Annotated in this window: 20 protein-coding genes; 13 read left to right on the top strand and 7 right to left on the bottom strand. The window is 45.5% G+C overall.

The genetic code is table 11. The features are described from left to right. Positions 1 to 125 precede the first annotated feature (125 nt). Positions 126 to 881, top strand: a complete 756-nt coding sequence (locus B9N89_RS05170) for a BspA family leucine-rich repeat surface protein (protein ID WP_132316151.1) — start codon at positions 126 to 128, stop codon at positions 879 to 881. A gap of 66 nt (positions 882 to 947) precedes the next feature. Here B9N89_RS05170 and B9N89_RS05165 read toward each other — a convergent pair whose 3' ends face one another. From B9N89_RS05165 to B9N89_RS05155, 3 genes are read right to left on the bottom strand one after another with little or no spacing between them, the layout of a single operon-like run. After that, complete coding sequence (locus tag B9N89_RS05165) at positions 948 to 1472, bottom strand: hypothetical protein (protein WP_132316153.1); 525 nt, start codon at positions 1470 to 1472, stop codon at positions 948 to 950. 5 nt (positions 1473 to 1477) lie between these two features. Continuing rightward, positions 1478 to 2047, bottom strand: a complete 570-nt coding sequence (locus B9N89_RS05160; protein ID WP_132316155.1) for a hypothetical protein — start codon at positions 2045 to 2047, stop codon at positions 1478 to 1480. Positions 2048 to 2085: 38 nt separating this feature from the next. Further along, on the bottom strand, positions 2086 to 2592 hold the full coding sequence (locus B9N89_RS05155) for a hypothetical protein (RefSeq protein ID WP_132316157.1): 507 nt from the start codon (positions 2590 to 2592) through the stop codon (positions 2086 to 2088). Positions 2593 to 2857: 265 nt separating this feature from the next. On the opposite strand from B9N89_RS05155, the gene B9N89_RS05150 reads away from it, so the two are divergent. The 5 genes from B9N89_RS05150 to B9N89_RS05130 all read left to right on the top strand — a co-directional run bounded on the left by B9N89_RS05150 (position 2858) and on the right by B9N89_RS05130 (position 12801). Further along, positions 2858 to 5095 (top strand): methyl-accepting chemotaxis protein, encoded by a 2238-nt coding sequence (locus B9N89_RS05150; protein ID WP_132316159.1) that lies wholly within the window; start codon positions 2858 to 2860, stop codon positions 5093 to 5095. Between the two features lie 273 nt (positions 5096 to 5368). Continuing rightward, positions 5369 to 7192 carry a glycoside hydrolase family 15 protein gene (locus B9N89_RS05145; RefSeq protein ID WP_132316161.1) on the top strand — a complete coding sequence of 608 codons (1824 nt, stop codon included), beginning with the start codon at positions 5369 to 5371 and terminating at the stop codon, positions 7190 to 7192. Continuing rightward, on the top strand, positions 7185 to 9407 hold the full coding sequence (locus B9N89_RS05140; RefSeq protein WP_159455156.1) for a bifunctional alpha,alpha-trehalose-phosphate synthase (UDP-forming)/trehalose-phosphatase: 2223 nt from the start codon (positions 7185 to 7187) through the stop codon (positions 9405 to 9407). The genes B9N89_RS05145 and B9N89_RS05140 overlap by 8 nt, the downstream gene beginning before the upstream one ends. 302 nt (positions 9408 to 9709) lie before the next feature. Next, positions 9710 to 11470, top strand: coding sequence for a DUF1592 domain-containing protein (locus B9N89_RS05135; protein WP_132316165.1), 1761 nt, complete (start codon positions 9710 to 9712; stop codon positions 11468 to 11470). Between the two features lie 14 nt (positions 11471 to 11484). Beyond that, a complete protein-coding gene (locus B9N89_RS05130; RefSeq protein ID WP_200820671.1) occupies positions 11485 to 12801 on the top strand; it encodes a DUF1552 domain-containing protein in 1317 nt (438 codons plus the stop codon). Positions 12802 to 12873: 72 nt separating this feature from the next. Here B9N89_RS05130 and B9N89_RS05125 read toward each other — a convergent pair whose 3' ends face one another. The 3 genes from B9N89_RS05125 to B9N89_RS05115 form a co-directional block, all read right to left on the bottom strand. Beyond that, complete coding sequence (locus B9N89_RS05125) at positions 12874 to 14952, bottom strand: M3 family metallopeptidase (protein WP_412535399.1); 2079 nt, start codon at positions 14950 to 14952, stop codon at positions 12874 to 12876. A 323-nt stretch (positions 14953 to 15275) separates the two neighbouring features. Beyond that, positions 15276 to 17078, bottom strand: a complete 1803-nt coding sequence (gene kstD / locus B9N89_RS05120; protein WP_200820669.1) for a 3-oxosteroid 1-dehydrogenase — start codon at positions 17076 to 17078, stop codon at positions 15276 to 15278. Positions 17079 to 17268: 190 nt separating this feature from the next. Beyond that, on the bottom strand, positions 17269 to 17682 hold the full coding sequence (locus B9N89_RS05115; protein WP_132316167.1) for a hypothetical protein: 414 nt from the start codon (positions 17680 to 17682) through the stop codon (positions 17269 to 17271). A gap of 251 nt (positions 17683 to 17933) precedes the next feature. On the opposite strand from B9N89_RS05115, the gene B9N89_RS05110 reads away from it, so the two are divergent. Continuing rightward, entirely contained in the window at positions 17934 to 18686 is a 753-nt protein-coding gene (locus B9N89_RS05110; RefSeq protein ID WP_132316169.1) for a hypothetical protein, read from the top strand. Further along, positions 18683 to 18949 carry a hypothetical protein gene (locus B9N89_RS05105; protein WP_132316171.1) on the top strand — a complete coding sequence of 89 codons (267 nt, stop codon included), beginning with the start codon at positions 18683 to 18685 and terminating at the stop codon, positions 18947 to 18949. The genes B9N89_RS05110 and B9N89_RS05105 overlap by 4 nt, the downstream gene beginning before the upstream one ends. 105 nt (positions 18950 to 19054) lie before the next feature. On the opposite strand, the gene B9N89_RS05100 is transcribed toward B9N89_RS05105, so the two are convergent. Beyond that, positions 19055 to 20458, bottom strand: coding sequence for a Glu/Leu/Phe/Val family dehydrogenase (locus B9N89_RS05100; protein ID WP_132316173.1), 1404 nt, complete (start codon positions 20456 to 20458; stop codon positions 19055 to 19057). Between the two features lie 318 nt (positions 20459 to 20776). Between B9N89_RS05100 and B9N89_RS05095 the strand changes: the two genes are divergently transcribed. The 5 genes from B9N89_RS05095 (at position 20777) to B9N89_RS05075 (ending at position 26048) form a co-directional block, all read left to right on the top strand. Beyond that, positions 20777 to 21916, top strand: a complete 1140-nt coding sequence (locus B9N89_RS05095) for a hypothetical protein (protein ID WP_132316175.1) — start codon at positions 20777 to 20779, stop codon at positions 21914 to 21916. Between the two features lie 194 nt (positions 21917 to 22110). Next, a complete protein-coding gene (locus B9N89_RS05090; protein WP_132316177.1) occupies positions 22111 to 23091 on the top strand; it encodes a YHYH protein in 981 nt (326 codons plus the stop codon). After that, a complete protein-coding gene (locus tag B9N89_RS05085) occupies positions 23084 to 23515 on the top strand; it encodes a hypothetical protein (protein ID WP_132316179.1) in 432 nt (143 codons plus the stop codon). The genes B9N89_RS05090 and B9N89_RS05085 overlap by 8 nt, the downstream gene beginning before the upstream one ends. 30 nt (positions 23516 to 23545) lie before the next feature. Then, entirely contained in the window at positions 23546 to 24157 is a 612-nt protein-coding gene (locus tag B9N89_RS05080) for a YbhB/YbcL family Raf kinase inhibitor-like protein (RefSeq protein WP_159455154.1), read from the top strand. Positions 24158 to 24266: 109 nt separating this feature from the next. After that, positions 24267 to 26048 (top strand): ATP-binding response regulator, encoded by a 1782-nt coding sequence (locus tag B9N89_RS05075; protein ID WP_132316183.1) that lies wholly within the window; start codon positions 24267 to 24269, stop codon positions 26046 to 26048. Positions 26049 to 26050 lie beyond the last annotated feature (2 nt).

The raw sequence follows: 26050 nt of genomic DNA, 5'->3' as shown, positions 1-26050 counted from the left end.
AGTTGGATGGCGGATAGGGAGTATATACGGTTAAGTGTTATATTGACGCCATCAAAAAGGCATGGTAAAAGTGGTGCTTTCCAGATCCTGGCTTACTTTAACACCTTCGCCTATGGGGAGGATTCATGCGATCCATACAAATTGTTGTAATTATGGGACTAATGTCTTCTTGCGGAGGCAGCAAGGGCGATAATGCGCGAAAATCTGAGCCACCTGTTCGAACTCCAAAGTATATTCCTGTTCAGGAGCCAGATAGTCAGGCACCAGCCCAGGATGCAGCCAATAATGGTGGGAAAACGGGCTCAGAAAACGATCAAGCTGTTATCGAAGAAACCACTTATACTTTGGTATACAGCCGAGAGGAACTCAAGAAAGTACTCGATACGCCACGGCCTCTTAGGAAGATCTCAATTCAATTTTCCGATCTTTCGTCCCTTTACAAAGACATAATCGAACCATTGGACCAAGACTTTGATCGGATCAATGTCTCTCAATGGGATGTTTCGAAAGTCGTTGATATGAACAGTGCATTTCAAGGGGCATCGACGTTCAATCAGCCCCTAGAAAATTGGGACGTATCTCATGTCGTTGATATGGACAGCATGTTTTTCTACGCGACGAGCTTTAACCAAGCTCTTGGCACTTGGAACACCTCAAACGTAACAGATATGAGCCTGATGTTCACCGGAGCAGAGGAGTTTAATCAGCCTTTGAATGATTGGGATGTTGCTGCTGTGATCGACATGAATGGTATCTTCCAAAACGCGAGCGCATTTAGTCAGTCACTTGAAAGGTGGGAGGTTTCCATCGGTGCAACGAGTCCCAACATGTTCGAAAACTCTGGTATGAATAAACTTCCAAGTTGGTTTCTCGATCAGTAAGCAGAGATCAAAGATTCATCCCAATTTGTTTCAGGGTCCAAAGAGGACCCCTTAATAGCTTGGTGACTAGCAAGCGCGATACTCGTAGTTGATACTAGAAATCTGAGATTGTGCTGCATCTTGGAAGAACAAGGCGTTAAACGCTTTGACTTCAATTCTTGTTTTAAATTGAATCGACTTAGAGCACGAAGAGCGGCTTAGGGACTTCTGAGTCACTCGCAACGCATCATCTTTCCGCGTATGATCTCTTCTGGGAAATATCCAGTCACCACTAGTCTTATGCTTGAGTGCTAGGCTCGCAAAACCAGCGCGTTTTTTGATATCGGCAAAGCCCTCCACCTGGAATTGATTGATCACAATATAGTAGCCGCGACGCATGGGGATATTAACTGTAATATCGCAGGTCTTTGATTGAAAGATCTTCCACTTGTCGACATCAATATTGAGATTGAAGAACTCAATATCACCCTCTTGAGCATCGAACTGGCCGTGTCGACAATCCTTGTCAAAGTTGACTCGAAATCCTCCTGCAAAGGCTGAAGAGGAAAGCATTCCTGCACATATAAAACTAAGTAGTATAGATTTTGTCATTGGTTTCACCTTTCAGGGCAAATTTGGTAGTTAAGGGGCTGCGGACTAATTGTATTAACAGTGATGGCAGCGACATCGTTGTTCTGCGGGTTGGTCCGTCTGACCACAATTGTGAACGTTGCGCTCAGACGAGACGGTGGCACACAGCCAAGCTCATCAGTTTGGTATGCAGCCGGCCAGTCCCAAGAAAAGTCACCATGAGAAAACAGGGTGGTTTCCATGCTTGGTTGAGCACCACTGCCAAAGTATCGGTATTGCCAGCGTACCTTTGCTTCAAAGTCTGGAGAGCTTTCTAGCCTGCCAGATATTTTTAAGCTACCTCCCTGGACATCGCGTAGATATGGAAGGAGGGGTAGCCAAGAAAGCCGACATTTAATGAGGAGTAGGTCTTGGTCTTTGTCTAGCTTCCAGGTCTGTGGAAAACTGACGGTGTCTGCAATGGGCTCAGGGCTATCGTTTGAATCGGGCCACGGTTGGCACCAGCTTTTCTCTGGATTGAGAGAAAACGAGGTGTTTTCCGCCTGACTCGCTGTACTTAACAACAATATTAAGAATAAAAAGCTAGGTTTCTGCATCTCATTTCCTCTCTCATCAATAGATTTTAATCGTGGGCCTAGCGGCAGCGAACATAGCGAATTTTGTAACGAACAGTGTTGGACTGCGCGCTGTCTTGGAAAAGGTCCGCATTGCGAGCTGTGGTAGTTAGTTTGGTGCGAAGAACGACTTTGCTATCACACTTGGAAACACCAATGGCTCTTTGTGCAACCAGAAGATTGCCGGTTTTGTTGGTGAAATCTCGAACTCCGCGAACTGTTTGGCCGTTGAATCGATGATTGACAAACATGCTAGCGAAGCCGCTGCCTTCAACCTGAGCGAAACCCTCTGCTTTAAAGTCGCTAACATTGATGGTAAAGCCGCGCTTCGCTGGGATCGTTGTTGTGATCACGCACTCGGCTTTGTTTTCACCAAATAGATCAAGACCTAATCCGAAGTACTCGACATCGGCTCCCTGGGCATCGAAGTCTCCTTGATCGGCGCAAGAGCCTGAGAAGCGGACATCGACTCCCGCCATAAGGTTGCTAGCCAAAAGAAGTGATGCAACAGTTCCAAGTAATTTCATAATAACTCCCATGAAGTAAATAATGTTTCTCTTACGCCTCCTAGACTACGGGGAGTGAAACCGAATGTCGTCTTCATCTATCTGATATTTGATGATGGGATTTGAAGTTATAACTATCGCCTCATGATCTGCAATGAGCCAAGGGTGTCTTAAAGCTGGGAAGCTTATGCTGTCAATAAGTTTAAAAGAGAGATTCTTACCAAAAATCAAAGAATTAAATTTGTAACTGACCGATTCCTACTTAGAATTCGAAAGGAAAAATGTCATGACGCTGAAGAAAAAAATACTTTTGGGGCTTGTATGTGCTGTCACAGTTCCCGTGGTCACAACATCTATCATCGTTTATTGGCAGTCTCGGGATTCCATAACATCACTAGCTGAGCAATCCCTGGAAGCGGTTAAAACTAATAAGGCCACCGCAGTTAAGGACTACTTTCAGACCATTCAGTATCAGGTCCAGTCACTAGCGGAGAATGATGCGGTGGTAGCAGCGACACTATCTTTTAAGAAAAGTTTTAATAATTATATAAAAGATAATAAGTTTTCAGAAAAAGATATTGAAAAACAACGCACCGAGCTAAGTCGATATTACGAGGGTGATTTCAGTGAGCAGTATGCTGCGAAGAATCGTGGCGAGAACCTGAATTCTCAAGCGCTTTGGGAGAACTTATCGGCGCGGGCAGTGGCTTTGCAATACCAGTACATATATAAAAACAGCCACCCCCTAGGGTCGAAGCACCTTCTTGATGCTGCTGAGGGAGATCAGTCGGCGTACGCTAAAACTCATCGCTCGGTTCATCCAGAAATCCGCAATTTCCTAGAACGTTTTGGATATTACGACATCTTTATCGCAGATCGGGATACGGGGCATATCATCTACTCGGTATTCAAGGAGCTTGACTATGCCACATCGCTGCTTGATGGTCCCTACAAAGATACTGGGATAGCGCAAGTGTTTCGAAAGGCGAGAAACTTCTCTACAAAGGGCCAAACTACACTTACCGACTACCGATCGTACTTGCCGTCTTATCGAGACCCAGCCAGCTTTATCGCATCGCCGATCATCTCAAACGGGGAAACCGTAGCTGTGCTCATCTTTCAAATGCCAATCGATCGCCTTAATAGAATCATGTCTGATCGGGCGGGCTTGGGTGAGACTGGGGAAGCCTATCTTGTGGGGAGCGACGGTCTACCCCGTAGCAACAGTTTTCATAATGAGCAACGGAGCCTCAGCCGTGCTTTCCGCGATCCAGAAAGTTCTCGAATCGAATCTGAATCTATCCGAGAGGGAATTTCCGGCAACCAAGGAGTTCAACTCGGAGTTAACTATGAAGGCCAGAAGGTGATCAGTGCCTACGTTCCTGTTGATGTCCTTAACCACCGATGGGTTTTGATGGCAGAAATCACCCAAGGTGAGGCCTTTCAAAGTATCAGCGAGCTTGTAACAGCCATCGTGATTGCCGCCTTGCTGCTCATTGGCATCACCCTGCTGGTTGGATCTTTCCTCGTTACAAAGCTTGTTCAGCTTATTACTTTATCCGTCGATAGTCTTTATCATCAAACGCAAAACTTAGAGCATTCAGCTTCTTCGATGAAAGAAGAAACAACGAAACTGTCTCAAAATGTTTTGAGAAGCGCAGCTGCGGTACAAGAAAACGCCAGTTCCGTTTCAGAGATCAATAGCACCCTTTCCACCAATTCAGCTTTGGTAGATCGCGTCGTCGATCGGTCCAATGAAGTTCTGGAGCAGCTCTCTACAGCGGACCAACAGCTAGAAACCATGAACCATTCTTTTAATCGCATCGGTGAGGGTGTTGCAAAAAATAACGAGATTATCAAACTTGTAGAAGAAATTTCAACTAAGACAAAAATGATTAACGAAATTGTATTCAAAACGCAACTTTTGGCAGTGAACGCCTCCATCGAGGCAGCTCGTGCGGGGGAACAGGGCCGTGGCTTTACAGTTGTCGCTGAGGAAGTTACTAAACTTGCCTCGGTGAGTGGTGAAGCTGCGGAGCAAATCGATCGCTTGATTATCCATTCCCGAGAGATTATTACCGGCTTGATCAAAGAAAGCCAAGGAGTTGTTGGTCAATCAGAGACCAACGTTCAAAATTTCCGATCGGTGTTTGCGACAGTCACCCAAAATATTCGCCAGGTTTTAGAGTCTACCAAAGATATTGCCTCGGCCATTCGTGAGCAGCGGCAAGGGGTTGTGCAGGTAACAAGTGCGATGGAAGAAATTGATCGATCGGTGCAGGCGAATCAACAGCAAGCCCAGCAATCGCAGTTGCTGGCAGACGGTCTTCATGTTACAGCCGATAAGCTCGGAGAAATTCGCGATCAGTTCCTCTCGATTACTATGGGGCAAGGCCTCAAGCGACGCTCCCCAAGCCGAGCTCTCGCAGCTCCGATAAGTGCCACTCATAAGAATCAGCAGCCAAGCCGCGAAGTGGAAGAAGAATCCCTTGCAGATGATGATAGCTTCACTCCAGCTGCATAAAACCTAATTCCTTATCCGTAATTGCCAATGCTGAGCCACGCCTGCCGTGTTCGGATGCGTCGGGGTGTCATTGATATCCTGCCTAGGGCCTAATCTCATTTATATAATTAGGTATTTTCGAAAATATCTAAACCTGAGATCAATAATACCGATCCCTTGGTCGTTAACAGTGACGCTTACAGGGAACGGAATCTTGGGATCTTACGAGTTTTCTAGGGAAGCAGACACCCCAAAATATTTATCTCCTAATGCCTGACTGCCAGTGGAGTATCGATGACTAGCAAAAAAGAAACATCAAATTTGGATCTTGGGATCATTGGTAATTGCCAATTCAGTGCCCTTGTCAGCAGATCGGGGAATATTGAGTGGTTGTGTTGGCCTCGATTCGATTCGAACTTCATATTTGGGAGTTTGTTAGACCGTGACCGTGGCGGAAGCTTTCAAATCTGTTCCGAAGAGGGTGGTGCAGGGCGGCAGGAGTATATGGGCAATACCAATGTCCTACGTACGGTATTCGAGTGCCAAAATGGTTCCTTCGAACTGATCGACTTCGCCCCGAGATTTCAGCAGTACAACCGTTACTTTAAGCCCAAGACTCTGATACGCATTGTCAGGCCCCTTCAAGGGCGACCGCGTTGCAAGGTTCAGATCGATGCCAAGCTTAACTACGGCGAAAAAAGTAGCCCTCAGACTTTGGGGTCGAATCATATAGCATTTGCAGGTTATGAATATCCCATGCGCTTAACCAGCAATGCACCTTTAACCTATATTTCTTGCCAGAAGAGTTTTGTCGTGGATCGGCCATTTTATTTCGCTCTGACCTTCGGTCAACCCATTGAGGCCGATCTCGAAGAAGTTTGCCTCCATTTCATGGAAAAAACTTGTCATTACTGGGAAACCTGGGTGAAGCACTGCCATCTGCCCACCAAGTTTCAAGCTGAAGTGATACGCTCGGCTCTCGTGCTCAAGCTCCATCAGTTCGAAGATACTGGCGCGATCATCGCTGCAACCACCACAAGTATTCCCGAGGCGGAAGGAACTGAAAGAAATTGGGACTACCGATTCTGTTGGATTCGGGATGCGATGTTTTCACTTGCGGCGTTGAGGCGCTTGACTCATTTTGAAGAGTTGGAAAAATTCGTGCTCTACCTGCAAAACTTAGTGGAAGACTCTCGTCAGAAAGACTATTTCATCCAACCTGTTTATGCCATCGATGGCAATGGTTTCCTGATCGAGAATATCATCAAGCATCTCGATGGCTACTTGGGCAATCCTCCTGTTCGAGTTGGCAATCAGGCTTATGAGCATCTTCAATATGATGTTTACGGTGAGATTTTGCTGGCTATTAGCCCAATCTTTCTCGATAAACGGTTTTCATTAGAAAAAGAAATTGTTTCCCTGGATGTGGTTGATAAAATTATCGATCAGATCGAACGCTACCTGATATCTCCTGACGCCGGCCTATGGGAGTTTCGTGGCAAGGCTCAGATTCATACATTTACCTTACTTATGAATTGGGCTGGTCTTTTCGTAGGAGAAAGAATATTTGCTGATGCTAAGCAAAATGACCGGAAAAGTCGTTGCTCGAATCTCAGGCGAAAGATCGAATCCTTTATTGAAGAAAATGCTTGGAATGAAACTGTAGGTTCCTATACCCAGGCAGTCGGTGGCGACGACTTTGATGCTTCGTTGCTGATGATGATCAACATGGGTTATCTGAAGAAAGAGGATCCTAAGTCTCATCAGTTAGTAGACAAGATTCGCGAGAATTTATCTCACCCTTGCGGCTTGCTCCATCGCTACGTCGCAGCGGATGATTTTGGCAAAACGGATAACGCGTTTCTCATCTGTTCATTCTGGTTGGTCGAAGCACTGGCTCACCTTGATCGGCGGCAGGAAGCGATCGAGCTATTGGAGACACTCCTTCAGCATAATAATCACCTTGGTTTGTACAGTGAAGATGTGAATCCCAAGACAGGTACTCTGTGGGGTAATTTTCCACAGACATACTCTCACGTAGGCTTGATTAATGCTGTGTTTACCCTTTTCCCTAATCGAGGAATCTTATACTTAGAGGATGAGCCTAGCGATGACTAAACCCAAAAGGCAAATTTTAGTATCCAATCGCCTTCCTGTTTCGATCCGACAGGGGGACGATGACCAGGAACCAACCTTGCAAAGAAGCAGTGGCGGCTTGGTAAGGGGTCTCAATGTGATCCATCACGAAGCTGACTCTCTCTGGGTTGGGCACTTGGGGCAGATTGAAAATGGGGATCAGGAACTCACAAAGAAACTTCTCGATGAAGGCTTTGTCAATGTTGAATTAGATCCTAATATCTATGATCGTTATTATAGTGGCTATGCCAATGACACACTCTGGCCTCTGTTTCATAACTTCCTCGCGTCGATGAGTATTTCAGACAATCATTGGGATTCCTATCAGAAGGTTAACCAACAGTTTGCGGAAAAAATCATCGAAATACTACAACCAGACGATTGGATCTGGATTCATGACTATCAATTGATGCTTTTACCACAGATTTTGAGAGAGCATGATAGCAAGTTGAAGATCTCCTACTTCCACCATATTCCATTCCCATCAAGCGAGATTTTTAGTGCGATTCCTAGAAGACAGGAGTTGATGTGTGGTCTCCTCGGAGCCGACTATATAGGATTCCATACCAACGACTATGTCCGGCACTTCATGGCAACGGTGAAGCGAGTCCTAGGAGCAAAAACCAAGATCAACGAAATCAATCACGACGATCGATCGATCAAAGTCAGCGCCCATCCTTTGGGAGTTGATTTCGGTGCCTTTAGCAAACCCCATCCGCAGGAGACACCACCTCCCGCTAAGCTGAGTGATAAGGAAAGGGTTACTTTTTTAGGAATTGACCGCTTGGACTACACTAAAGGTATTCCTGAGCGATTGACTTCCTTCGCACGGTTTCTAGACCTTTATCCTGAATATATCGGCAAAGCACGGCTCACACAAATTTGTGTTCCCAGCCGCCAAGATGTTGATTCCTATGCAGAGATACGGAATCAAGTTGAACGCCTTGTGGGCAATATCAACGGTAAAGTCTCAAGTACCGACTATATACCAGTAGAGTATATCTTTCGGTCCATTCCTACTGCTGAGGTTATCGATCTCTATCAGAAAGCAGATGTTATGGTGGTAACGCCCCTACGAGATGGATTGAATCTTGTTTGCAAAGAGTATGTTGTATCGCGAACGGATTCAGACGGCTGCTTGGTGCTAAGTGAGTTTGCTGGTTCAGCCAGCGAGATGGGAGAAGCCTTGCAGGTGAATCCCTACGATATAGAAAATGTTGCTCATACCTTCAATAAGGCCCTACAGATGGGGCGTGAGGAACGTCAGGAAAGAATGACAGCCCTCCGAAAAAGAATGGAGGAGCATGATAATCGCTATTGGGCTCAGAATTACCTAGAGGCATGGTCACAACACGAAGATGGGGCCCGATCCAAATCGATCTATCTTAACCAAAGAAATCGTGAAGACTTAATCGATAAGCTAAGTTCAAAGCAGAAAATTCATCTATTTCTTGACTATGACGGAACTCTTGCTCCTATCCAAGATAGACCAGAGATGGCAGTACCCGATCAAAGACTTGACCGCTTTATGGGGCGACTGGCGGCTAGCAGCATGTTTGATGTTGCCATCGTCACTGGAAGACCTAAGGATTTTTGCGATGAATACCTCACCTCTTATAAAGTTCCTATTGCCGCCGAACACGGCTCTTTTATTCGCTTTCCAGAAGATGGAACTTGGGAAAAATCTATTGCGTTCTCAGGTGGTGATATTAAATCTCTCCAAGCTGAGATTCTAGATCTGCTAGAGTCGTGCCAGAAGGTTGTTCCTAGAAGTCACATCGAAGCTAAGGAAACTTGCATCGTCTGGCACTACAGAGAATCAGAACCTGATTTTGCTGATCAACAAGCTCATATTCTCGCTGACAGCCTAGAGCAAATGCTCAACAAGACGTCTTGGTCCGTTTATCATGGTAATAAGACTGTCGAGATAAGACCAAGCCTGGTTCATAAGGGCTTTGCCGTTGAATTCCTTCTCAAGAGCTTGGAGTGGTCGTCAGAAAAAGACAGCTTCTTGACTATTGGTGATGATACCACCGATGAAGATATGCATCGGGTCCATATCGATCATAATATTTCAATTCATATTGGTTCCGAGAATCCGTTTTCGAAATACTATCTGAAGTCGCCAGACGATCTCTATGAATTTCTGAACGACCTTCTGGACAAGTTTGAAGAAAGCCCCTCTCAGGCCAGTTAGTTCATGGTGGGGCTATAGCAGCTGGTATCCTCAAAACAGGGACTTAGGACGATCCTGGGAAAAGCGCGTATATTTGAGGTCACAAAACTGTGTCGATCTATATAACATATCGTAAAAATTACTAATTATGGGCTCTGGCTGTGAACCAGATACCAATTCTTACCATCTGGCCCTCCCGCCTATCACATTATAAATAACTGATATTATGGGAATAAAAAATCTGCCTTGGGGGTAAAACTTGGGTGTGACGTTTGCATAGTCACGGTGTTGTCTGTGTAGCAAACATAACGGAGTGGATACGAATGGCTCTCAATAGATTTCTTATAAACGCACTTATGATTGGTTTGGGAATGGGCGCTCTCAATCAATCCTGCTCTCAAAGACCAGGCGCTTTTCTTACTAGGAATAGTGATGATAAGCCATCTGGAGCAAAGGTGGGCAATCAAGAGTTCGAAGAGGTTTCTACCAAGGAGGCTGAAAGCTTTGACGCCGAGATGCAGAACGGCATCTTTGGTATGATCCTAAACGATATTAGCAAGGATAGCTGCACTGAGTCTCAAGGCAGGCCAGAGGTTCGTTTGATTACGGCTCAGGAATACATTAGCGGTGCAGAGGATGCCTTTGGAATCGATCTTGATGATGAAATCCTCATGCTTAACCTGCCAACTGACACCGTGGAAGTCTTAGGCTTTGATCATTTTAGCCAATTCAACAAACTTTCGAAAGAACGCCTGGAGCGATACCTCGATGTTAATGGTCGGGTTGCCAAGCAGGTGAGAGAGGAACTTGCCGCTAATGTGATCAACTGTGGCAAGGATGCTAAGGCTTGTATCCAAGACTGGCTAGAAGAAAATCTGCCAAAACTTTGGCGGATGAAAATCGACGGGGAGACCATTCAACGAGAGATGGCTAACGTTAATACCTTCGGCGCAGATGCTGACGGCTTTGCGATTCTTGCTGAACGGCTCTTGCTATCCCATAACTTTCTTTATCGAAAGCAACTTGGCCTTGACGGTACGCTCGATAGCTGGGAAGTGGCTTCGATCCTTGCTGATAGCCTTTGGGCTGGGCCCCCATCTGCTGAGTTAGTGAGTCTGGCCAATAATGGACGCTTGAACTCTGCTAATTCAATTCGCTCTCAGGCTGAAGCTATGATTGCAGATCCAATGTTCTATGATGGAGTGAAGCGATTCACTGAAGCATGGCTTACCACTAAGAAAATTGATCGCAAAGACTTTGCTGCTGCTGGAAACATGGATATCACTGATGATGTGAAGGCGAGCTTGAAAGAGGAGTCCGCGGGCTTCCTATACTATCTTGTCCGTTCTGGTCAAAATAAGTTCTCGGATATCTTCGATGCTGATTTTACTGTTGGTAATCAGGCCTTTGCTAACGTTTATAACCTAAGCCCCAGCAGCTCTAATGTAGATGGTCTGCCCAATGGGATGATGCCACTTCAGTTCCCCGCAGATCGAAAAGGTCTGGCGTCCCAGCCGAGCGTTGCTGTGGTATCTAGTAACTTGGAAACCACTAACCCACCGAAGCGCGGTAAGGAAATCATGGAGAAGTTTCTGTGTCAAACCCTAGAAACACCAGAGAATATTGCGGATGTGGTTGCGAATACGAAGTTTGATAAAGAGAAAAGCGTTATTGATGCTTTCGATGAAGCGACAAACTTTGGCACCTGTGCCGGTTGCCATTCCGTAGTCAACGGGCCAGGTTTTGGTATGGAAAACGTTGGATCTGACGGACGCATCAGAACCCAGGATGATCACGGCTTCGCTGTGATGGCCAACCTTCCAGGAAGTCTTTTGGTTTCTATGGAAAGTAAGAACGGAAAGCCTTTTTCCGGAGTGGCTGGTCTCAGTGAAACGTTAAAAGATACGAAGGAGGTCGAGGTTTGCTTGGCTGTTCAGGCCTTCAGAATGGTTTATGGACGTTTAGAGAAGGAGCAGGACACCTGTACGATTGCGAACGCCTACAAGCGATCCATCAGTACGGAACTGGAATTTGACAAGCTGTTTGTTGAGCTGATTGTACAACGTTCATTGCACACTAAATAATCGGGAGCCTGATCATGACAAAATTATCGCGACGACACTTTTTTAATTACGCTAGCCACACTTTAGTAGCAGCAGCCTTATGGCGAACCTTCCAGTCAACCAGAGCATTTGGTGCGGAAGGACGAAAGAAAATATTAATCTGTACCAATCCTAACGGTCATCACAACTCGCAGGATACTGCGGCAGCCCTACAAATGGGATTAGGCTCTAAAGCTAAAGCGCAAACGGCAATCTTGCAAGGTCTCGACTTTGAAGTGACCAGGGCTCATGGTGATTGGCATGCTGGTGAGATGTCCCTTTTGAGTTTCTCAAAAGACCAGAAGAGCCGGGTTCCATCGTTCTTTACCAGCCTTGGACTTTCCAATAACGATATTAAATACCTTGGTATCGATGTTGGCAACCGCCACTACGCTATCGACTCAGCTGGTAACCCCATCAATGCGATCGAAGATCCTTCGTTAGCAATGAGATCGTTCTTTGGGCGCTCCTTGCAGAGTGTTAACAGCTATGATCTAGCATTGATTGAGTCTGGCCGTAAGAATATGCTTGACCCTTGTCTCGATGATGTGAAGCGTTTGAGGAGTCTTCTAGGCCAAGATAAGGAGCTTTTCGATAACTACCTGCACCACTTGCAGAATCATTATGCCGAAATTGTAAAGCAAGAAGAAGCGAAGAATGGCAATAATGGTAGCGATGGTGGCGGTAATGATGGCGGTGGCAACCCTTCCGATCCGGGTAACTCCAACGGCGGTGGTGGTGCTGGAGAGCCAGGAAGCAGATTTGAAGCGGCTACCTGTAATAAAAATGCTCCACTCAGCGGTGGTAGCTCCGTGGAAGCAAAGCATGAAGACATGCTTGAAGTTGCCTATCAACTGATGGCTTGTGATATGGCTCAGGTTGTTGTGGTTTCCTTTTTAAATAACAACACCGATCCTCAGCATAACTTAATCCACGGTAATGGTGGACAAGATGGTGGCGCCTCCTTTAAGGCCTTTACTTCAGGAGTTCAAAGCCGTGTTGCCAAGCTTGCGAATCGCTTGTCGGAAGGTGACTACAACATCCTTGATCGCTCAGCTGTGGTCTATATGAGTGAGGGTGGTGCTCATGCAGATAGCCCTAGTGGTGGATTCAGCACGGGTCACCCTACCGCTAACATCCCTTGTGCGGTTTATGGTAGTCTTGGTGGCGCGATTTCAAAAAGTGGCATTATCAATGTCAATGGTCAAACCAATCGCAATTTGTGGCGTCAGCTAGCTGATGGCATGTCAGCTTCTGGAAAAGCAGACCTTTCTGCGATCGGTGGTGACGGAATCTCGCCTATAGGCATCTAAGTTCGAGGCGCAAAAATTAAAAACCCCCTGCGGAATCGATCCGCAGGGGGTTTTTGCATGAAAAGTTAGAAATTAGTGGCTGTCGATGAAGCCACGGTCTCGCATCAAAGACTCTGCTTTAGGGTCTTTACCGCGGAAGAGACGGTAGGCTTCGTTAGGATCTATGGCGTTGCGTGGAGCAAAAAGGTACTTCACCAATCGTTGACCAAGATCTTTGTCATAGAAACCACCTGGGGCAGCTTGGAACGCTTCTGCTGCATCTGAGGTAAGTACCTCAGCCCAAAGGTAACCGTAATAGCCAGCAGCATAGCCTTCGCCGGAGAAGACGTGGCCAAAGTGTGGTGTACGATGGCGCATCACCAATTCTTCGGGCATTCCTAACCCTGCCAAAGTTTCCTTTTCGAATTTGCGAGGGTCGATACCTTCTGGGTCAGTAGTGTGGAGTTTTAAGTCGATAATAGCGGATGCTAAATATTCAGTTGTTCCAAACCCCTGGTTGAAGTTCGAAGCCTGTTTGATCTTTTTAATCAGACTAGCTGGCATTGGCTTGCCAGTTTTATAGTGTTTCAAATAGCGATTGATGACTTCATCAGTCAACAGCCATCGCTCTAGGAGTTGCGATTGAAACTCGGTATAGTCACGGACACCGCCATTGAGTGTTGGGTACTTAACGTTGGATGCTAAGAAGTGCAGGGCATGACCAAACTCATGGAAGAATGTATTGGCATCATCCCATGACACCAGAATGGGTTCACCCGGCGCTGCTTTAACAAAGTTTGAGTTATTTGAAGACAGCACATTGGTAGCTTTGCCATCCATATTGGTGTGGCTTCGGTAGCTGGTCGCCCAAGCACCAGAACGTTTGCCTGGCCTTGCATAGGGATCGAGGTACCATAAGCCAACGTGTTCGTCAGTGGAAATCTTTGTCACTTCCCAGACGTTCACATCGGGATGGAATACCGGCACACTTCCTTCTTTCACTGGGGTGAAACGGAAATCGAAAAGGCGGCCAGCAACATAGAACATAGCGTCAGTCAAGTTATCAAGCTGGAGGTACTTCTTCACTTCATTAGAATCGATATCGTACTTTTTCAGGCGCACTTTTTCAGCGTAGAAGCGATAGTCCCATGGCTTTATCTTGATATTCGCTTTTTCTGCATCTGCGATGGCTTGCATGTCTCGAACTTCTTCCTCGACACGATTGATCGCTGCTGGCCATACTTTTAAGAGCAATGCTTCCGCTTGCTCTGGAGTCTTCGCCATACGATTCTCTAAGCGCCAGCTAGCGAAGTTTTTGTAACCCAAAAGCTGGACCCGCTCGTGACGAAGCTTCAAGATCTGAGAGATGATCTGATTGTTGTCATTTTCGTCGTTGTTATCGCCGCGGTTATAGTAGTTATTCCAGACTTTTTCCCGCAGGGCACGCTCTGTGGAGAAGCGTAGAAAAGGGTCCATGGATGAACGGGTGTTGGTAATCGCGTAAAGTCCAGGCTTGCCATTCTTCTCTGCGATTGCGGATGCACTCTTTACAAAAGACTCTGGCAATCCAGAAAGCTGATCTTTCTTAAGATAAAGAATATAGTTTTCTTCGTCAGCGAGAATGTTATTGCCAAATTGTACGTAGAGTTCTGCGAGTTGGCGATTGATTGCTGCAAAACGCTCTTTGTCCTTGCTATTCAGCGTAGCGCCATTGCGAGCAAATCGATCGTAAACCAGGGATACAAGGCGCTGCTCTTCTTGACCCATTTGCTTGACAGCTTTGCTTTCGTGAACTGCTTTAACGCGATCAAACAGCTTCTGGTTTTGAGTGATTTTAGAATTGTAAGCAGAAAGTTTAGGTACTAGCTGCCGTTGAATGTTACGGAATTCTGGGGACGACTTATTAGCTGCCCAGATTCCGTAGTAGGTAAAAAGCCGACCCATATCCCGATCAGCCTTCTCAAGAGCCACAATGGTGTTTTCAAAAGTTGGGGCTTTGGAGTTACTAGCGATCATATCAATTCGTTCTAGGTGCTGCGCAGTAAGATAGTCAAACGCTGGCATCAGATCATCGAGATTCATCTTATCGAAGGCTGGTACGCCTTGGTAGGGGCCTTGCCATTCTTGAATCAGAGTGTTTTGAGCAATCTGCTCACTACCCGTTGCCGGGATGACTTGTTTTTCTGTGGTAGCGCATGAGCTTAAGTAGGTGGCTGCAGCAATTGCAAGCCAGTGTTTTTTGCGTTGCACGGTGATGTCCTTTCCATGATTGACTCGACATGGTGCCAAATTGCCTATGGATGGCAAAATGAGCTGGACATAGTCATACGATATTGTTTGAAAAATGCCTATGAAAGATTGGAACTATTTGATTGTTTTACAATAATTTCTTTCAGAGCCGAACTTTTGTGTGTACTAATGGCGTGAATTAGGTAAAAAAATAGCCGCGAGGCTATTCTCGCAGCTATTTTCTAAGATCGTTATGCTCCGGAGACCTAACTTGGATTGCTTCCGTCTCGCCTTGCAGCTTGTGCCATGTCATTTGCAGCAATAAAACCAAAGGTCATGGCCGGGCCGATCGTTGATCCAGCACCAGCATAACTCCGTCCCATAACAGAGCTACTCGCATTCCCAGCAGCATATAATCCTGAGATAGGAGACCCATTGGGTCGTAACACCCGTGATCGTTCGTCGGTTCGTAAGCCTCCCTTAGTGCCTAAGTCTCCTGGCACCACACGGAAAGCATAGAACGGCGGTAGGCAGATGCCCCCTAGGCTTGGGTTCGGGCTTACACCGGGATCAGCATAATAGCGATCGTAGGCGTTCTCGCCGCGGCCAAACTCGGGATCAACTCCTTCTTTTGCGTAGTTGTTGAACCTATCAACTGTTGCTTCAAGTGCTTCAGGAGATAGTTTGATTTTTTTTGCTAAACCTTTAAGGGTCCATGATCGGGTGACTGCTCCACTTTCATACCATTCTTTCGGAAAGGGAAGGGCTGGGAGAACGTCACGGAACAGGTAGCGATTGCGATAGTTCTGATCGGTAATCATCCAGATGGGGAGCTCGCCATCAATAACGTCTTGTTCGTACATTGCATTGACAACGTCGTGGTAGGGGCTCGACTCATTGACAAACCGCTGAGCGCTACCGTTAATAATGATGCTTCCAGGTAAAGAACGCTCTGAAAGGCAAAAGTAAGGTTCATCTTTTGTAAGAGGAATCGTTGGTCCCCACCAGGCATCGTCCATGAGTTCGAGGTCAGCGCCGATTTGTTCACCAGCAAGGATGCCTTCACCCTCATTAGCCCGGCTACCCAAAGTCCAATCGATACCAATAGGGCCTTTTTGATATTCCTTACGCATAGCTTGATTTCGTTCAAATCCACCAGTAGCTAGGATGACTCCCGACTTAGCCTTTAGTAAGGTATTCACGCCCTTATGAGCAACGACGACTCCGTTCACATGGCCTTTTTCATCTAGGCTTAGGTCTAAGAGCGGAGTCTCAAGCCACACTGGGACTGCCTTTTGCTTTAGTCCAACGCGAAGCCCAGCTGCTAGTGCCTGGCCCATGGTGAGTGGATCGACTCCCTGTGCTTTGGCCTTAACAAAACGACCAATCGCCTTGGCTCCTGTAGCGATGCCGGTGCCGGTCACGGTTGCTAGAGTTAGCCACTTGTAATCTCCACCAAATACAACGACTCCAGGAGGTGTGGGAATATAGGGTGGTTCGAGGAGGTCTCGATCCTCACCTAACATGCATCCATCGAAAATCTCTGGTTCGATGGAAGCTCCCTCTGGCTTGGCACCATAGAAATTGGGATAATAGTCAGAATAATCCTTCATCCAACGAAAATCGAGAGGAGTCGTTTGCCGGACAAACGAAATCATTTCTGGCCCTGCTTGAAGAAAAGCTGCCTGCTTAGCCTGAGGAACATCATCACCTACAACTGCGGCTAGGTATGCAGAAGCTTCTTCGGGAGTATCTTGCACCCCCACCTCATCGAGGATTTCGTTATTTCGAATCCATATACCACCCCCAGACCGAGCGGTCGAGCCTCCAAACTTAGAAGATTTCTCTATTAAGACCACGCGCAATCCTTCGTGGGCAGCTTTTAGAGCAGCTGTCATTCCAGCAGCTCCAGAGCCAACGACAACGACATCGAACTCCTGCTCTGCTGCAAAGGCGGTGAAGCCTTCGAGCTTGATGATCCCTGAAGAAGCAATCAGACCACTGGCCATAGCATTCTTTATAAATCGACGTCGGCTAGCAGTCGTCGTTTCGTTTGGAAAGTCTGTCATTAAATATCCCCGTCTTTATCGTTGATCCAAATGCAATAAGTTTTCAAAAATAAAAATCTGGATCTTTGATACGATAATTCAAACTTTGATGCATCCAAATACCGGCCTGTTAAACAGAAGATAAGCAATCTTAACTTTCGTTTGCTGGCTTGCCTAAATCTTCACATTCGATTTTAATTTTAAAATCGATTTAGGAGCTGATTTGATTTCGACTTGATGATTGGTCCAGAATCTTCAAAAGTTTTAGTATGGGGCCAATCATTGGGATCGAGCCGTTTTCCATCAGCTTAACAAGCTGTATCGCATTTTCACCATGAATACCCAGTATGCGGGCCATATCCTCGTAAGATAAATTGAGGCGTTTGCGAACATGCTTGAGAATTAACGAATCGTGGAAGTCGGCACTGAAATAGCTCTCGATATTTGCGTCAACTTCCTTCTCGATGAGAATTTGAGTCTGCAAATAGAGTGATAGCGGCATCTCCTCTTTGTTGTTCAAGAAATCTTCGATCCTATCATTTGATGTGTCGAGATATCTTGAAAGGGCCTTCGTGGACCCGATAAGATTTAAAGCGATTTCTATCACCTCTTGTTGGCTGATCAACCCATGTCTCCTCGAAAGTTTACGTTCGCATTGTGTGTGAAATATCTCGCCAAAGAAATCACAAAATGCCTTTTAGAAAAAGGGAAACCAAAGATTCAAAATAATTCTGTCCCTGCTTCTAAGTAAAATCGATCGCATTACGTTTGACAATAATTATGTGTTTTTGATCTTGAAATAAATTTCAAAAAACAAAAGACTAAGCTCATCGTTTTTAAAACAGAAAAAACACCACATGGGATAAAGGATCTGATATGGAGCTTCAAGTTCTTATAAAAGAAGGCATAGACCAATGGCTAAGCAAGAAACCAAAGCAAAGATCTATTCACTCACTCGCAAAGAAAGCTGGTGTTAAATATTCGACATTGATTTCGGTTTACAACAATGTCATCAATCCGCAGATTGAGAAACTTGTGCCGGTTTTGCTGATGGTTTTCGGAAGTCATCGCACTCGACAAATTCTTGCGACCTACCAACCTTCATTACTAGAAGTGTTTACTCAAGTTCTGGGAGCGGATAGATCCAATCAAGATGATGGTGACGATACCCTTTACGAACTTTTAGAAAAAACAGAATATTTTGTAGTGTATCTATTATGCATCACAACTGGGGTTAGCCGTGAAAATATCGCTCGCTTATATGGAAAAACACACCTTAAGGCATTAAAAGACTTGTATGATTTAAATTTCGTGGAGTATGATAACGGCAGATATCTCGCCAAGAAATCTTTTGTTAGCTTTCCATCGGTTCGAAAAATAATGTCCTTCGTACCACATCTTGTTTCGATGTTTGATGACGACAATATTGGTAAAGGAGGAAATGCTTTTATGTTTGCGGAAAATATTTCCGAGAACGATCTTCAGAGAATTCGAGACTTAATGGAACGATATAATCGAGACCTGAAGAAAATTTTAGATAGCTCTGATGCAAGCGGTGAGCTTTGCTGGTATGGCGTGAACTTTACAAACTATGTAAATCCCAATCGAATAGAGGACATTGATATATGAAGCTTTCATTCAAAAAAATATCTCTTCTTGTTGTTCTGTCTGAGCCTTTGTTTGCTGGGGGAATGAGTGGTGGCGGATTTATGCGGCGCTTAACTCCAATGGTAACTGAGCATACTTACGAATTACGATCCAATGATCAAGATGAGAGGCATCTCTCTCAACTGATTATCATTGGTGAATATATAGATTTAGACGACAAGCATATGTTGATTTATCAAGATCCTGAAAATGGTTTGATCTACGTACTCGAGAAGGCTGAGTAGACCTCTCCTACGTTCTATGATGTCCTTCGTCACCGCGTGATTGCCATGTTTGGCCTTAGGGCTGTGTAAGCGGCGCTTGCACAGCCCCCTTTTCGTTTATTACAATTACAAAGACATGATTTCGTAGTAGCGTGCGATCTTCTTGGCAGCTAGTGCATATGCTGCTGTTCTAAGATCAGGCATATCGCGGCTAGCTTTTAGCTGAATAATCTCGTTAAGGGCATTCTTCATCGTGTCTTCAAGTCCGGAGTTAATCACTTCTAGTTCATCAGCACCGAAGTTAAACTTTTGTGCGATCTCAGAAGGTATCGGCTTATCAAGAAGTTTTTCAAATAGCTGTAAAACTCTTTTGCCGCGCATATCTTCGAGCTTTCGATCCATGCGGCCGAACCGAATGTGAGATAGGTTTTTAATCCATTCAAAATAGGAAACTGTGACCCCGCCTGCATTTAGGTAGACATCTGGCAAAACTAAGATACCCTTTTCGTTTAAGATTTTATCACCGGCTGTGCTGACCGGGCCATTGGCAGCCTCTGCTATAAGCTTAGCTTTGATGCGAGGAGCATTTTCTTCGGTAATCTGGCCTTCTAGTGCGGCTGGTATCAGAATATCACAAGGGTGTTCCAGTCCTTTCTTAGAATCTTGATAGTAGTCTACATCTGGGATATCCCGCACAGAACGGGTTTTTAGAAACTGCTTATGAATCTCTTCGACGTTGAATCCGCTCTCGCGAAGAATGAATCCATCACGTTCAGCAATGCCGATAATCTTTGCGCCTGCTTCCTCTAGAAATTTAGCCGAGTGATAACCGACATTGCCAAAACCTTGGATAACGACAGTCTTGCCTTTAATTCCAGGCTTTATTCCAAATGGTTTAATAAATTCGTCTTGGTTGAGTAGTTCCTCAAGACCGAAAAAAACTCCGCGTCCAGTGGCTTCCGTACGGCCACGTATTCCTCCTTGTTCAACCGGCTTTCCAGTGACACAGCCTAGAGCATTGATGTCTTGGGGCCTGAGACTTCGGTACTCATCAGCTATCCAAGCCATGGTTCGAGCATTGGTGCCCATGTCTGGAGCAGGAACGTTTTCTGCCGGGCTGATGAAAGATCGCTTTGTCATCTCGCGAGTGAAGGCGCGGGTGATTTTTTCGAGCTGTTGATCGTTATAGCGACTTGGATCGATGCAAAGACCACCTTTAGCACCTCCAAATGGAACATCAACGATCGCACATTTATAGGACATCAATGCGGAAAGAGCTTCGACCTCATCTTGATTGACTTCGAGGGCATAGCGGATACCTCCTTTGACCGGCAGTCGGTGCTCACTATGGACTGCCCGCCATCCAGTAAAAACGTCAAGTGAGCCATTGAGGCGAACAGGAAACTTTACTTGGATCACACTGTTACAGAACTTGATCTGATCGATCACATCCTGGGAGATGTTCATCAGCTTGGCTGAAGCAACAAAGATATCATTCACATTTTGACTAAAGGAATACGTTTCACTCATCTCTACCACCTTTAATTCTGCCGTACAAGTTTACGGGGATGCAAATTCGCACCCCTATTACTGCTAGCGATTCTAGCACAGAAAATCAAGGTACAGCAGATACTGAAGGTATTCTGAAACAGCAATGGTTGGTTTATGTAGGTAGACTCATACAGGTTGCTAGCAGAATAGCGGGATTCTCCCTATCGAATAGCATTGAATACCCTCTAGCGACGGCTTTCCTTGGTGGTGCTACCTCTGGAGGCAGTTGCCGGCACGGGCCTTGCTTCGAAGGTTTTTAGGGAGAGCGATTCAACTTTTGGTAAAGGAACCCTTTTTATGAAGTTTACAGATATGAACAATTTAGAAGTCATTGAAGCGACGATGGATCAGGAAAATTTACTCGTTTCCCTATTTTTACCTTTCGGTATTCCTGGGCACGACGAAGACGAATTAAAAATTGAGCGAAAGAACACCTTAGCAGCGGCCAAAGAGAGGTTGAGCGACGATCCAGATCCATTTTGGGCGGAGGCCCTCAAAGCAGCGACAAACGATCTAGAGGCCCTGATTGCAGGAAAACTTGAAGCGAGTCCACTACCTGCCCCATTTACCGTTGCTTATTACTTTAATAAATCAACAGCGATTCGAACCTTTATCGCTGATAGCATGACATCTTATGTGTCATTTGCTCCTTTTGCCGAACTTGAACCTCTGGTCTATAACGAATGGGCGGCCGAGCCATATATTGTTTTACAACTCGACCCAGAAAATCCCAGTTTCCTCGAAGGGCAGGGAACTCGGCTAGAGGGGATGAAAATATCGATTCCCGACAGCCTTAGAACAAGCGTTGGCGATAGCCTTGAAGACTTTCATTTTAAAAAACTTATGGACACTACAGATCGCAATCGGAGCGGAGCGCCAGATATCGAGAAAAGATCACAATCTGACGTTTTTGGTTATGGATCTCGTCAGAATTCCCAGCAAGACAACAACCGAAGTTACTGGCTGAAGATCATCAGTCTGCTGATTCGATCAAATATCGACGCGGAGAGGCATGTCTTTATGCAGGGAGATGAACGCCTGTGTCTAGAGTTTATTCATCAGAACAGCGACCTTCGCATCTCGAAGGATAACTACTTAGGTATGCCCAAAGAGAGAGAAAGCAACCGTGATCTCGGACAAAAGATTCTTGAAATTATCGTCGACAGAAAATTGAATGATGCCGAGTCTAGCATGGCAAGTAAACGCTTAGAAAAAGACGGCTATCAAGTCTTGGACCTGGTGCGAACAGGCCAAACTCGTGATCTCTTTATTCAGCAGCTGGATTGGTTCCACGATCATAACCACCCCAGCGATCGCTACCAGTATGAAAATCCACGGTCGGCGATTATTGCTCGGGCATTAAAATATCAGACAAAGATTCACTATATTCGAAATGGAATACCCAACAAACATCATATGGCAGCAGTAGCATACTAGGGCATGGGGAAAGACGTTTCCCCTCTTTTCTCGTCAGCTGCATTCTGGCGGATTCTTCTTTGGAGTCGCCAGAAAACTATTAAAATACAATAGTTTAATCCTCCCAATTGCGACTCGGTAGATCTTACCTATTTAACGCTCAATAGATCTATAATTGTACCGAACTAGATTTCATCGATTGGGAGGAGGGCTCGATGTCAAAAGCTTTGATAATGTTCACAATATGCATCGGTATCGTATTCGGATGCGATTCGACTGATGATACTTCCGATTCCGAAGCTGCTGAAGCCTATGATACGCGGACAAGTTTCGATACAAGGTGCGAAGCTGTAACTGCTTCAGTAGACGATGCGGGGTTCACTAGCGTTGCGGTTACTTGCGATGATAATTATGCATATATTACTTCCGATACCTATCCCGACCACGATTTGATGAATGGTATCACTGGAACAAACGAACAGATCCCAGTTCCGGCTAAGGACTATAGTGCACCCATAAAACTTAGTCCTGAAGGCACAAGCAATCTCACCACCATTGATGCGGCTTTAGGAGTCGCCGTCAATGGAGTTCCTATCTATGACTATTCTGCTGCTGGAGAACTCGATGTAGAAACCTACGACGAAGCCGTTGATACAACACTTCTAGGGCAACTCGATAATTGTGGAGGGCACGCTGGGCGAGGGGATGATTACCATTATCACGCGAGTCCAACTTGTATGATTGAGAACATGTCCAATTCTGGGGATAGTGCTGTTATAGGTTGGGCCTACGATGGTTACCCCATTTACGGCAACAATAACCCAGATGGTTCGACGATAACAACAGGAGAGCTAGATACTTGTAATGGTAAGTCAGACGAGATCTATGGCTATCGCTATCACACGTCGGAAGTGGCTCCTTATATACTTCAGTGTCTTCGGGGAGAGATCGATGATTCTGTGTTACCAAGAGTAGCTCCCATGCAAGGGCGCACGGATGGTCGTCCTCCGGAAGGTGGAGTTACCAATCTCACTCATACCATCAGCAATGGGGGCACTCGTTTGGAATATACCTATCAGAATCAAACATATTATCTGCAGTATAGCGAGAGTGATACCGCTAATTGCTATGATTTTGAAACCAGAACTGTAACCAATAATGGTGAAGTCGTTGTGGGGGAGTACTGCCGTGAATAGTCGCTTATATTACCAGAAATCGCTCGCGGCTTTGATCTTGCTCCTTGCTAGCTATGGAACCTACGCTCATACAGTAAAGGAAAATTCCGCGAAAATCACCGCTCGGCATGGGGCATTAGAGTTAGAGCTACGAATCCATGAAAATCAGTGGACAAATAAGTTCGCTGTCGGGAAATTAGATGACAAGATTCTGGAATCGACCAAGCTAGTTATCAATGAGAAAAAGGTTCTTTTAAAGCCTAGGCTGATCGAAAAGAAAGGCAGTCACTATTATATCAGGTACTTTGCGACGAATGCTGTGGCCAATCAGGTCCTCAGTGCAGAGCTAGACCTACCTTCGGAGTTAGGTCCTATGATCGTGACTTTTATCAGAGCGAATACTAAAACCATTGGTAAGCAGGCAACCGTCAGCTTTAAGTTTTAATTGAGCAGAGTCTGGGAAAAGGAGTTAAACTTGATTGGTAATTTTTTTAGAATATTAATCTTGCTTGGGTATGTGTCTCTAGGCCTTGGAGTTGCGTCTTGTGGTGACGACTCTTCAGATGATGACTCCACATCCAGCACGGAGGACGATGATTCTGATGAAACGTCTACGTTCACTTTAACTAGTTCTGCTTTCACAGGTGGAACACTGCCAGACGAGCTAAAGTGTACTCGGGATGGTGGAAGTGGCATTTCAGCACCTCTCTCCTGGACAGGATCTCCGTCGACGGCTGTCGAGTTCGCCTTGATGATGTATCACTATCCTGATAATTCCAATGAAGAAACAGATGATCCAAGCACATATTGGTTGCTTTGGAATATCCCCTCGGACACTAGCTCTCTGTCTGAAGGAAATACAGAAGGCGTAGGAACTCTAGGTAGCGATAAGGATAACGTCGAAGCAGCTTACACTGCTCCCTGTTCTCCAGGAGATGCAACCCATGAGTATACGATTCGCCTCTATGCCTTAAGTACGGCGGCCGATCTACCGGATTCCGATAGCGTTAGCGTACAATATACGGAGTTTATAGCTGGAATCGACGGAAAAGTGGTTGAATCTGCCGACCTAGAGTTTACCAATTGATGACAAGGTGTTTGGCAGGTAGGTTCCAAAATGTCTATGGAACTGCCTAAAAAGTAATGTTTTCTGGCGTGGGGAAGACGATAGGAGAGGAAACGAAGAGGTTTAACCTGTGTCTGAACTGAGCTTTGCCAAACGACTCATCGATCATACAGAGATCCCATCGGCGATTGTCGATCGGGTTACCTTGAGCCTTATCTGTTGCAATCAGAACTTTCAAGAGTTTGTCTCTCGAAGAAATCTTCCTCTTAAGTTCGGTCGTTTGGATCGAACAAGACTTGGCTGGCGAGAACATCCAGAGATCAAGCTAACAGAGCACAAGGGCAACGGTTTTTGCTTGATTCAACTCGATGTGCAGCTGAAAGAAGAGCTAGAGCAAGCCCAAAGGCAGATTAAACTTGATCAGATGATCGAAGAAGCATACAAGATACAGCTGGAAAATCATGACTTTCTACACAAAGTATTTAACACTGTTGCCACAACCCTAATCGTTGTTTCTACTGAGGGGCATATCGTACATATCAATCGTCACGCAGAGAAGCTCCTCGGGTGGGATGCCGCAAATTGCCTCGGTCTATCGTTCTTCGATGTTATCGAAGATTCCAACGGTATTCCGCAAACGTTTGATAGCTTTAAGTCCTTAGAATCAACTGAAATTGATTTTGCAGTTGGTAACTCCAGGGTCACGATGCTGGTATTCACCAACCCATTCTACACCAAGAGCGGCAATCTAAGTGGTTTCGTGTGCAGCGCCAGCGATATTACCAGACTCAAACAAGTGACCGAGGAATTGATCGAGGCCCGCGATCGAGCTCAGGTCGCAAGTCGAGCAAAAAGCGTGTTCTTGTCGAATATGAGCCATGAGTTGCGAACTCCGCTCAATGCCATCATTGGCTATGCGGAGCTAGCTGAAGAAGATATCTTGGATGGTGAATTTGATGGTCTCAATGAAGCTATCAATGTGATGAAAAAGTCGGGATACTATCTGTTAGAGCTTGTTAATGGTGTGCTCGATCTGGCAAAAATAGAAGATGGTCGAGCTGAGGTCAACGCCACAGACTTTTCCTTAGAAGGCCTAGCTAAACAGATTCAAACGATGGTAGAGCCATTGGCGATTAAAAAGTCCAATAGATTTCAAATTTCACTTTCGGGGGATCAACCTCAAATTTGGAGTGATCAGCAAAAATTGAAGCAAGTCCTCATTAACCTCATTGGGAATGCTTGCAAGTTTACCGAGAACGGCGTGATCGAGCTTTGTATCAGTGAAGAAAGTGATGGAGTTCGCTTTGCAGTTCGAGATACCGGTAGGGGTATTCCTCCTGAAAAGAAAAAGCTAGTGTTCGAGCGATTTGGTCAAGCTCATGATGTAAATAGCCAAAAACTTGCTGGCACCGGGCTAGGGTTGACCATAAGTCAATCTCTGGTAAAACTTCTTGGAAGTCAGGGGATTGAACTGAAAAGTGAGTTAGGGAAGGGGAGTGAATTCTCCTTTTTGATTCCACGGGTGAAGATGACAGACGAGGCCATGGATGCCTTTAAGGTACTTATCGTGGACGATGAAGCTGCAATTCGTGAATATTTGATCGACTGCATCGGCGATGGGAGTATCAAGTATTTTGAAGCCGAGAATGGTGATCAAGGTTTAAGTCTATTTATGACGAAAAAGCCTGACCTAGTACTCACGGATCTTCATCTCCCTCATAAAAGTGGTATCGAGTTCATTGAAGAGATCTCACCGACGGAGACTCCCATTTATGTAATCTCCGGAACGTCGATCGATTCTCTCAAGGATAAGTGTCAACAGCTTTCGGTGAAAGGGTTTATTGAAAAACCGTTTTCACCGGATGAGATTCGGGATATCGTCAGAGACCTGCGTTCACGGGATGTGGCTTAAAT

The organism is Pseudobacteriovorax antillogorgiicola, from assembly GCF_900177345.1.
Lineage (GTDB): Bacteria > Bdellovibrionota_B > Oligoflexia > Oligoflexales > Oligoflexaceae > Pseudobacteriovorax > Pseudobacteriovorax antillogorgiicola.
The sequence above is the reverse complement of the archived record's forward strand: the minus strand, read 5'-3'. Positions and strand labels throughout refer to the sequence as shown.

Bases quoted from the DNA above. Each gene is read 5' to 3' on its own strand.
- B9N89_RS05145 (WP_132316161.1), top strand. From the start codon at position 5,369: ATGACTAGCAAAAAAGAAACATCAAATTTGGATCTTGGGATCATTGGT.
- B9N89_RS05165 (WP_132316153.1), bottom strand. From the start codon at position 1,472: ATGACAAAATCTATACTACTTAGTTTTATATGTGCAGGAATGCTTTCC.
- kstD (WP_200820669.1), bottom strand. From the start codon at position 17,078: ATGACAGACTTTCCAAACGAAACGACGACTGCTAGCCGACGTCGATTT.
- B9N89_RS05140 (WP_159455156.1), top strand. From the start codon at position 7,185: ATGACTAAACCCAAAAGGCAAATTTTAGTATCCAATCGCCTTCCTGTT.
- B9N89_RS05150 (WP_132316159.1), top strand. From the start codon at position 2,858: ATGACGCTGAAGAAAAAAATACTTTTGGGGCTTGTATGTGCTGTCACA.
- B9N89_RS05095 (WP_132316175.1), top strand. From the start codon at position 20,777: ATGAAGTTTACAGATATGAACAATTTAGAAGTCATTGAAGCGACGATG.
- B9N89_RS05110 (WP_132316169.1), top strand. From the start codon at position 17,934: ATGGAGCTTCAAGTTCTTATAAAAGAAGGCATAGACCAATGGCTAAGC.
- B9N89_RS05170 (WP_132316151.1), top strand. From the start codon at position 126: ATGCGATCCATACAAATTGTTGTAATTATGGGACTAATGTCTTCTTGC.
- B9N89_RS05100 (WP_132316173.1), bottom strand. From the start codon at position 20,458: ATGAGTGAAACGTATTCCTTTAGTCAAAATGTGAATGATATCTTTGTT.
- B9N89_RS05155 (WP_132316157.1), bottom strand. From the start codon at position 2,592: ATGAAATTACTTGGAACTGTTGCATCACTTCTTTTGGCTAGCAACCTT.
- B9N89_RS05090 (WP_132316177.1), top strand. From the start codon at position 22,111: ATGTCAAAAGCTTTGATAATGTTCACAATATGCATCGGTATCGTATTC.
- B9N89_RS05105 (WP_132316171.1), top strand. From the start codon at position 18,683: ATGAAGCTTTCATTCAAAAAAATATCTCTTCTTGTTGTTCTGTCTGAG.
- B9N89_RS05130 (WP_200820671.1), top strand. From the start codon at position 11,485: ATGACAAAATTATCGCGACGACACTTTTTTAATTACGCTAGCCACACT.
- B9N89_RS05160 (WP_132316155.1), bottom strand. From the start codon at position 2,047: ATGCAGAAACCTAGCTTTTTATTCTTAATATTGTTGTTAAGTACAGCG.
- B9N89_RS05135 (WP_132316165.1), top strand. From the start codon at position 9,710: ATGGCTCTCAATAGATTTCTTATAAACGCACTTATGATTGGTTTGGGA.